Annotated in this window: 8 protein-coding genes; 2 read left to right on the forward strand and 6 right to left on the reverse strand. The window is 59.6% G+C overall.

Going from position 1 to position 8,719, the window contains the following annotated elements; all coding sequences use genetic code 11:
- Position 1 precedes the first annotated feature (1 nt).
- Genes JSY17_RS16310 through epsC form a run of 5 tightly spaced genes read right to left on the reverse strand, consistent with a single transcriptional unit; the run spans position 2 to position 5,264 of the window.
- Positions 2-1,159 (reverse strand): M20 aminoacylase family protein, encoded by a 1,158-nt coding sequence (locus JSY17_RS16310; protein WP_117183615.1) that lies wholly within the window; start codon positions 1,157-1,159, stop codon positions 2-4.
- Between the two features lie 5 nt (positions 1,160-1,164).
- Positions 1,165-2,682 (reverse strand): aldehyde dehydrogenase family protein, encoded by a 1,518-nt coding sequence (locus JSY17_RS16315; RefSeq protein WP_206402298.1) that lies wholly within the window; start codon positions 2,680-2,682, stop codon positions 1,165-1,167.
- 3 nt (positions 2,683-2,685) lie between these two features.
- Positions 2,686-3,576 (reverse strand): NAD(P)-dependent oxidoreductase, encoded by an 891-nt coding sequence (locus JSY17_RS16320; RefSeq protein ID WP_117167564.1) that lies wholly within the window; start codon positions 3,574-3,576, stop codon positions 2,686-2,688.
- A gap of 14 nt (positions 3,577-3,590) precedes the next feature.
- Positions 3,591-4,481, reverse strand: a complete 891-nt coding sequence (locus JSY17_RS16325; protein WP_206402297.1) for a VOC family protein — start codon at positions 4,479-4,481, stop codon at positions 3,591-3,593.
- An 18-nt stretch (positions 4,482-4,499) separates the two neighbouring features.
- Positions 4,500-5,264, reverse strand: a complete 765-nt coding sequence (gene epsC, locus JSY17_RS16330; RefSeq protein ID WP_200979073.1) for a serine O-acetyltransferase EpsC — start codon at positions 5,262-5,264, stop codon at positions 4,500-4,502.
- A 107-nt stretch (positions 5,265-5,371) separates the two neighbouring features.
- Here epsC and JSY17_RS16335 point away from each other — a divergent pair, with 107 nt between their 5' ends.
- Complete coding sequence (locus tag JSY17_RS16335) at positions 5,372-6,277, forward strand: LysR family transcriptional regulator (RefSeq protein ID WP_117183610.1); 906 nt, start codon at positions 5,372-5,374, stop codon at positions 6,275-6,277.
- A gap of 15 nt (positions 6,278-6,292) precedes the next feature.
- Here the strand turns inward: JSY17_RS16335 and JSY17_RS16340 are convergent, their stop codons facing one another.
- Entirely contained in the window at positions 6,293-7,276 is a 984-nt protein-coding gene (locus JSY17_RS16340) for an aldo/keto reductase (RefSeq protein ID WP_200999314.1), read from the reverse strand.
- A 365-nt stretch (positions 7,277-7,641) separates the two neighbouring features.
- On the opposite strand from JSY17_RS16340, the gene JSY17_RS16345 reads away from it, so the two are divergent.
- Positions 7,642-8,574 carry an AraC family transcriptional regulator gene (locus tag JSY17_RS16345; protein ID WP_206402296.1) on the forward strand — a complete coding sequence of 311 codons (933 nt, stop codon included), beginning with the start codon at positions 7,642-7,644 and terminating at the stop codon, positions 8,572-8,574.
- The last annotated feature ends 145 nt before the right edge of the window (positions 8,575-8,719 follow it).

Genomic DNA, 8,719 nt, shown 5'->3' on the forward strand with positions numbered 1-8,719 from the left:
ATCAACTCACCGGCAAACACTGCTCCACCAAGGCCGTCCACACGGCAACGCCAGGCTCGATCACCTGATCGTTGAAGTCGTAGTACGGGTTGTGCAGCGCGGCTGAAGGTTTCTCGCCGTCTACACCCAGCCAGACGTAGGCACCTGGACAGGCATGCAGCATGAAGGCGAAGTCTTCGGATGCCATGGACGGGTTGCAACCCCACTGCACGTTAGCCTCTCCCACTGCCGCAACAGCCGCTCGACGAATCGTGGCAGCCGCTTCGACATGGTTCTCGGTGACCGGGTAGCCGACGTTATAGACCAGCTCGCCACGCACTCCGAAAGCCACCGGCAAACGCTCGACGAATTCGCCGATCAGTTGCTGGACCTTGTCGCGCACCGGCGTCTGCAGGCACCGCACCGTACCGCGCAAGACTGCCGTTTCCGGGATGACGTTGATCGCTTCCCCGGCATTGAACTGGGTGATGCTGACCACGGCCGAATCCAGTGGAGAAAGACGCCGCGACACAATGGTCTGCAACCCCAGGACCAGCTCGGCAGCCGCCACAATCGGATCTGTGCCCTTGTCCGGCATTGCCGCATGGCTGCCTTTGCCGGTCAGGGTAATTTCGAAGGTGTCCAGCGAAGCCATCATCGGCCCCGGGTTGATCACGACATTGCCTGCCGGAACGCCCGGCCAGTTATGCAGCCCGTAGATGGCGTCCATCGGGAACTGCTCGAACAGGCCGTCCTCGATCATGCGCTGGGCACCGCCCAGGTTTTCTTCGGCGGGCTGGAAGACAAAATGCACCGTGCCACGGAATTTGCGCGTTTCGGACAGGTGCCGCGCTGTCGCCAGCAGAATCGCAGTATGACCATCGTGCCCGCAGGCATGCATGCAGCCCTTGTGTGCCGATTTATGCGCGGCGTCACCCAGTTCCTGAATCGGCAGCGCGTCCATGTCGGCACGAATGCCGATCACCGGGCCATCGCCATTGCGCAAAGTACCGACTACCCCCGTGCCACCGAGGCCGCGATGGACCTCGATGCCAAAGCTGGTCAACAGACTCGCCACCTTGTCGGAGGTCTGCAACTCCTGGAAACCCAGCTCGGGAGCCGCGTGAATCGTGCGACGCCAGACTGTGGCCTGATCGATCAGGGCTTTGGAAATCTTCATTACGGTTACTCCAGACTCGCGCCATAGCCGAAACTGGCAGCAGGCTTGGCAGCGGTTTCGACCCAGACGCTTTTCACTTCGCTGTACTCACGCAACGCATCGAGGCCCGAGGAACGGCCGTAACCGCTTTCGCCGTAACCGCCGAAAGGCGAGCTGACGTGAATAGTCTTATAGCCATTGACCCAGAAGGTCCCTGCACGCACCTGCCTGGCCACGCGATGAGCACGACCGACATCGCGGGTCCAGACGCCACCGGCCAGGCCGAAACGGCTGTCGTTGGCGATACGGATGGCATCCTCCTCGTCCTTGAACGGAATCGCCACGACCACTGGCCCGAAGATTTCTTCCTGGGCGCAATACAGGTCGTTGGTGCCGGCCAGTACGGTCGGGTTGACGTAATAGCCCGGCTTGTTCGGGATCGAGTCGGCCTCTTTGCCCACCAGTTTCGCGCCGTCCTTGAGTGCACCTTCGACCATGGTTTTCACATGGTTGTATTGCTTGGCGTTGTTGATCGGACCGATCTGGGTTTCCGGGTCGCTGGGGTCACCGATCTTGAATTGCGTGGCGGCCACAGCCAGGGCATTGGTGAATCTTTCGAAGATCGATTCCTGCACCAGCAGGCGCGAACCGGAGACGCAGCTCTGCCCGGCACCGGAGAAAATCGCTGCCTGAGCGCCGCGCAAGGCGACTTCCAGATCGGCATCTTCAAACACGATATTGGCCGACTTGCCGCCCAGTTCCAGTACCGCCGGAATGCAACGCTGAGCCGCAGCCACAGCGATATGGCGACCGGTTGCAGGCGAGCCCACGAATACCACCTTGCGAATGTCGGCCTTGGCGATAAAGGCCTGGCCAATGGAATGGCCGAAACCGGCAATCACGTTGACCAGACCTTTTGGCACACCGGCACGCTCGATCAGTACGCCGATCATCAGCGAGCTGAGGGGGGTCAGTTCGGACGGCTTGAGAATCACCGCATTACCGGCAGCAATCGCCGGTGCGATCTGCCAGCCGCAGGTGAAGATCGGTGCGTTCCAGGGCGTGATCTGCAATACGGTGCCCAGGGGCTCATAGGTCACGTAGTTCAGGTGCGTGGTGGGGACCGGAATGATCTCGCCATGCAGCTTGTCGGCCCAACCGGCGTAGTACTCGAACATCTCGGCCACTTTGAGCACTTCGACACGGGCGTCGCGAATCGGCTTGTTGGCGGTCAGGGATTCGATCTGTGCCAGGTTTTCCTGCTCTTCACGTATCAGCGAACCGATCTGATACATGGCCCGGCCACGGGCCTGGGCGGTCAGTGCCCACCATTGCGCCTGAGCAGCCTTGGCGGCCTTGTCGGCCAGACCGACCAGTGACTCATCGGCATCCGGGAAGGTCAGCAGCACGCTGTCGTCATGGGCATTGCGCACTTCTACAGGAGCACCGTGACCTTCGACGAACTCGCCACCGACGTAGCTGGCAATGACACTGCGATCGCCCCAGTAAGGGCGCATCAGTTCAAGGATTCTTGCAGTGCTCATCGATTATTCTCCACGGCCATAAAGTTGGGCATCGGTACGCTGCACGATTGCGCAGAAGTCTTCGTTATCCGCCAGGGTTTCGCTGCTGGCTTTCCACAATTGGGCAACCACACGGGACAGCGGCAGCTCCATGTCCAGACTGTCCGCCAGATCGCTGGCCAGCCCCACGTCCTTGCGCATCAGGCCCATGGTGAAACCGGAGTCGTAGGCCTTGTTGAGCACCCAGGTCGGAAACATGACCTGGGTAGCGCCACTGCGCCCCGAACCGGCATTGAGACCTTGCAGCAGTTTTTCAGGATCGACACCGGCCCTGGCCGCCATGGCGACTGCTTCGGCGGTGCTGATCAGGTGACAGGCGGCCAGCATGTTGTTGGCAATCTTGGCGACGTTGCCAGCGCCACATTGCCCGACGTGAACGCGGGTGCCGCTCATGCCTTCCAGCACTGGCATGACACGGGCCAGGTCATCGTCCTGAGCGCCGATCACCATGGACATGGTGCCGGTGGCCGCGCCTTTGGGGCCGCCGGAAACCGGGGCATCGATAAAGGCCACGCCGGTCTTCAACAGTTCGGCAGCCACCTTGCGGCTCATTTCCGGTGTGGAGGTGGTGGTGTCGACGACGACCAGTCCCTTGCGTCCGAACTCGATAATGCCGCCCTCGCCCAGGCAGACCGACTCGACATGCTCGGCCTTGGGCAGCGACAGAATCAGAATGTCCGAGTCCTGAATCAGTTGCTTGCGCTCGGCAACCGGCTTGACGCCTTTGCTTTCAGCTTGTGCCAGTGCCGCCCGGGACAGATCGAAACCGCTCACATCGAAGCCTTTGCCCGCCAGGGTGGCCGCCATGCCGCCGCCCATGTTGCCCAGTCCGATCACACCTACTTTCAAAGTCATGTTTCGTATCTCGGTTAAAGGTTTTGTACAAATTCAAGGATGACGTTGCCCGCCGCTTCGGGTTGCACCATGACGCGGCCCGGCACCTGTTCGTGGGGTACTTCGTTGTGTTCGAGGATGAAACGCACCGTGTCCAGGCTTTTGGTATGCAGGCCGATGGCGATGGCATGGGCACGCTCGCTGGCGGCGTGGGGCAGCCTGACGCCGGGGTATTGAACGGCAGCGGTGGCAGCATCCATGGCGCGCAGGAGGCCACAGCGGGTATCGGCTTGCAGGATGTTGCCGTTGTAGGTGACAGCGTCGCCGTACAGGGCTTTCCAGCGAGTTTCGAGTTCTGCCGGATCGGTCAGGTAAGTCACGCTGAAAATTCCGTCCACGCCATTGCAGTGGTTCTGCCAGCCCGGTACCCAGATCAGTTCGGGACGGTGCTGATGGCAGATAAAATTCGAGGCGTCGGGCAACGCCGGGTCGATGAACAACCCCAGAGACACAACCGCTTCGTCGGGACGGCCGTCAGGCAATGTCATGCTGCGGCGGAAATCGATCCGGCCCTGGCTCGGCAGACCGGCCTCGACCAGACGAGCGTGATCGGCGTCCGCATCCTTGCTGTGCAAGGCAACCAGCGAAACGCCCTCTTCGCCACGATCCAGAAACTCCCCCAACTGGCGACCAAAGCAGAAGCCGTTGACCGAGTTGGTGCCGAACTTTGTCGGGTCATCGATACCGATCAGTTCGATGAAGTTGCTTTCAAACATCATCAGCGAGGTCACGCTGCCCCATGGGTGATAACTGACCGGGGACGGCATGAAGCCCATTTTCCGATAGAGCTGCAACACGTGGGCATGGTCACGCACAGTGACCAGCGGATGATCGATACCTTGTGGAAACTGAGCGACGGCTGCCATATGTGAACTATCCCTGCATTATTCTTGTGATTTTGTCGTGAAGGTAGCGAGTGAAGCCGGTGCAGTGCCGACGGGTCTGGCAGGCGCACCGGCCACCACCACGCCCGCCGACACGGGTTTGAGGACAACGGAATTGGCGGCCACGATGGCGCGCTCGCCCACCTCGATATTGCCCAGCACGGTCGCACCTGCGCAGATCAGCGCGCCGCGACGGATTTTCGGGTGCCGATCGCCTGCTTCATTGAGGGTGCTGCCCAGCGTGACGCCATGCCAGAGGCTGACTTCATCCTCGACCACAGCGGTTTCGCCAATCACCAGCCCGATGCCGTGATCGACGAACAGGGCTTTGCCAAGTCGTGCAGCAGGATGAATATCGATACTCCAGGCACTGGCTGCCCAGTTCTGCAGCAGTACGGCGCTCTGGATATCACCGTCGTTCCAGAGCGAGTGGGCAATGCGGTAAGCCTGCACGGCCTGAATGCCGCGAAAGGTCAGGAATGCTGTGAGGTGATCGGGACAGGCCGGATTGACGACAACCAGATGGTTGATGTCCACCGCCGCTGCTTCGGCAATGCCCGGGTTGGATTGCAGTACGGCCTTGAACCAGCTCTGCAGATCGGCATCGGGCACTTTGTCCTGAAGCTGGTGAGCCAGGTTGGCGGCCAGCGCAGACTCAAAGGATGAGTGCGCCAGAATCCGGTTGTGTGCATGCAGGGCAAGCACCGGATTGCGTTCACCAAGCTGTTGCGCCTGTTGGCGCAGACGTTGCCAAAGAGCTGTCATACACCCCTCCCGTTTGCCTATGGATCGAGTATGGACAGCGCTGACACCCATCAGCAATAATCCAAAAATTGAATTTATGTTGCCTTTACCGCAACACAGGAAAAACCATGAGCCTCGTTCAGGATCGGCGGATTCTTTATTTCTTCGAAGCAGTGCGCCTGGGCAGTGTCCGGGCTGCGGCTGATTTCCTGAACGTCGCGCCCTCGGCTGTCAGCCGACAGATCGCTCAACTGGAACAGGAGCTGGGTTCACCCCTGCTGGAAAGGCATCGCCGGGGCGTCAAACCCACCGAAGCGGGCGACAAGGTGCTGGCGTACTACCGGCAGAGGCTCACCCAGCAGGAAGTGCTGCTGGAGTCCATACAAGCTCTGCGCGGGCTGCACAGCGGTTCGGTCACGCTGGTGTCGGGGGAAGGTTTTCTGGAAAGCCTGGCGCAGCCGCTGGCCAAGTTCTCGGCGCTCTATCCCAGGATAGAACTGATCGTGAATGTCTGCGGCAGCAACGAAGTGATCCGCCAGGTGGTGGAAGATGAGGCGCATATCGGTCTGGTCTTCAATCCGGCTGCCGACCCGAAAATCCGCTCGCACGCTCATCAGAAGCAACCGGTCTGTGTGGTGACCGGCCCGAACCATCCACTGGCTCAGGAAAAAGGCCCTCTCGAACTCAAGGGCCTGGATCGTTATCAATTGGCTTTGCCGAGCGTGTCCTATGGCATCCGCCAGATTCTGCTGCAGGCCGAGCATCAACTGGGCGTTTCAGTGAAACCGGTGCTGACGTGCAACACCTTTTCCATGCTCAAGCACTTCGCCATGCATGGCGGCGTCACGCTGCTGCCTACCTTCGTGATCGAAGAGGAAATGAAAGCCGGAAAACTGCTGGCCCTGCCCTTGCAGCATGAAGTGTTCAGCAGCCCTCAGACGCACCTGATAAGCAGACTGGGGCGTCAGCTCAGTGTCGGTGCCAGCCGGCTCATGACGCTGCTGTTGCAGGAAATGACGGCGTTTCAGAACTGAGGCTGGCAGACCGTATCAAGTCGGAACCGGGGCATGCCCGGCAATAAGGCGCTCGTGCTTGAGCTCGGCCCAGAAGTCAGCCGGGATGGCCACTTTCATGGATTGGGCATTGCTGGCGATCTGTCCCGGCACACGAGATCCGGGCACGATGGCTGACACCAGCGGGTGCGCGGCAGCAAACTGCAAGGCGGCAGTGCGCATGTCGATGCCATGACGATTGGCTATGGCAGCCAGCCTGGTACGACGCTCGACCGCAAACGGCGGCAATTCGGTTGAAAAGTTGAAACGTCGACCGCCTCCCAGGAAACCGTCATTGAGTGGAGTCCCGACAACCACGCTTGTGCCTTTTTTGGCCAATGCGGGCAGGGTCCGGTCAAGCGCCTGTTGGTGATCGATGATCGAATACTGACAAGCCAGCAAGACGATGTCCGGCACAGGATCGTCATGCTCCACGGCGCGAACGGCTGCATCGGGCCGGTTGATTCCGAATCCCCAGGCTTTTATCAGCCCCTCTTCGCGCATTTTTTCCAGTTCACGCATGGCTCCCGTACGAGCAATCTCATAGGCCGCTTCCCAGCCGCCTTGCAACTCCGTGTTGTCCGGCGACAGGTCGTGGATGTAAACCACGTCTATACGCGCCAGGCCAAGCCTTTGCAGGCTATCTTCGACAGAGCGTCTGGCTCCGGCGGCGGTGTAGTCATAGTGGTATTCAAAAGGTGCCGGGGAGGTCCAGATCGAGCGATCGCCAATGGGCTTGCCGGCGGCCTTGAACACGCGCCCGACCTTGGTGGAAATGACATAGTCGTCCGGGTTTCGGTTATGCAGGAAACGTCCGAGACGATATTCGCTGAGGCCGAATCCATAGAAGGGAGATGTATCAAACAGTCGCACACCCGAATCCCAGGCCGACTGCAAGACGGCTGCCGCCTGCTCATCGCTGATGGGGGCAAAGATATTACCGATTTGCGTCCCTCCCATGCCGAAGCGGTAAGGCGTCATGTAACGAAGGTTGTGGCGAGCCGGGTTTGTCTGCAGCGCCGTGCGCACCACATTGCCACGAGTCGGCAACACGCTGCCCCTCTCGTCCGATGGCACGCTGGTCAATGTCTGGGCATTACCTGCCATGGGCAGCAATGTGGCCGCCAGTGCGCCGCCTGCCGAAAGCCTGAGAAAATCGCGCCGATCCATCACAGATTCCTTGCTCAATATCGTGGGGGGACATCAGGAAGAGCCTCAAGATAGTCGAGGGTTTTTGAAGGGCGTGATCACAATCCGATGCTCTTTTTGCACAATCCTGCCGACGCACTTGAGCGGATGACCTCTTCTGCGCACACTGCAATCTCAGTCCTTGCAGGGTCAGGTTCATGAATCGATCGTTGGCGTTGTCCACTCCTAATCCTGGCCGGGAAGACGATGGTTTAAAGCGACTTACCTCACGGGTACTGGCTCATTGCAGTGACGAGGCTAACCCCAGCGCCATAAAGGGCCTGACCTTCTATCGCATGGAGGCCCCTGGATTACCGACCTATTGCGTCTACGAACCCTGTATGGCGCTGATTGTTCAGGGCACCAAACACACCGTATTCGGTCATGAAGAATTGTTGTCAGAGCCAGGCAGCTTTTTCGTCACCTCGATTGATATCCCCACCACAGCAAAAGTCATCCAGGCCAGTGTCGAGCGTCCTTACCTCTCAGTGGTATTGAAACTCGATATGGCGATTCTTCACGATGTTGTTCAAAGCATGCCCGTGGTCGACGGCAGCACCAATCCGACTCGTTGCTACGCCGCCGGGCAGGCATCGGATGAGCTGATCGATGTGTTCAATCGTCTGGTGGGCTTGCTGGATCGACCTCAGGAGATTCCGCTCATGGCAGAGCTGGTCAAGCGCGAGGTCTGTCTTCGACTGCTTCTCAGTGAGGCTGGAGACTGGCTGCGCTGGATCGTACGGGAAGGGTATCGCTCACGGGGAATCGTGAGAGTAATCGACTGGCTCAAGCGCAACTATGCCAAGCCTTTGCGCATCGCCGAACTCGCGGAGATTGCAGGGATGGCTGGCTCGACTCTGCACCATAACTTCCGGCAACTCACTGGGACCAGCCCATTGCAGTATCAGAAGACACTGCGCCTGCATGCGGCACGCAGCCTGATGCTGACGGAACGACTGGACGCCAATACGGCAGCATTGCGTGTGGGCTATGAAAGCGTTTCGCAGTTCAGTCGCGAGTACGCACGCCGCTTCGGCGCACCACCTTCACGTGATATTCGCCAGACGCGAACTTCGATCTCGGCTTCTTAGGCGTTCAGCAGTCAGGACCGTGGGCGTGGGAGGCAGCTTGCTGGCGACTTCACGTCGCCGAAGGCCACAAAGACAAAACCCCTACCTGCGTGTGCAGATAGGGGTTTCGGAATTGAATCTTGACGATGACCTACTCTCACATGGG

The sequence above is a fragment of the Pseudomonas capsici genome (assembly GCF_017165765.1).
Classification (GTDB): domain Bacteria; phylum Pseudomonadota; class Gammaproteobacteria; order Pseudomonadales; family Pseudomonadaceae; genus Aquipseudomonas; species Aquipseudomonas capsici.

Excerpts from the sequence above, each read along its gene's own strand:
- JSY17_RS16340 (WP_200999314.1), bottom strand. The coding sequence starts at position 7,276 with ATGACGCCTTACCGCTTCGGCATGGGAGGGACGCAAATCGGTAATATC.
- JSY17_RS16345 (WP_206402296.1), top strand. The coding sequence starts at position 7,642 with ATGAATCGATCGTTGGCGTTGTCCACTCCTAATCCTGGCCGGGAAGAC.
- JSY17_RS16315 (WP_206402298.1), bottom strand. The coding sequence starts at position 2,682 with ATGAGCACTGCAAGAATCCTTGAACTGATGCGCCCTTACTGGGGCGAT.
- JSY17_RS16320 (WP_117167564.1), bottom strand. The coding sequence starts at position 3,576 with ATGACTTTGAAAGTAGGTGTGATCGGACTGGGCAACATGGGCGGCGGC.
- JSY17_RS16310 (WP_117183615.1), bottom strand. The coding sequence starts at position 1,159 with ATGAAGATTTCCAAAGCCCTGATCGATCAGGCCACAGTCTGGCGTCGC.
- JSY17_RS16335 (WP_117183610.1), top strand. The coding sequence starts at position 5,372 with ATGAGCCTCGTTCAGGATCGGCGGATTCTTTATTTCTTCGAAGCAGTG.
- JSY17_RS16325 (WP_206402297.1), bottom strand. The coding sequence starts at position 4,481 with ATGGCAGCCGTCGCTCAGTTTCCACAAGGTATCGATCATCCGCTGGTC.
- epsC (WP_200979073.1), bottom strand. The coding sequence starts at position 5,264 with ATGACAGCTCTTTGGCAACGTCTGCGCCAACAGGCGCAACAGCTTGGT.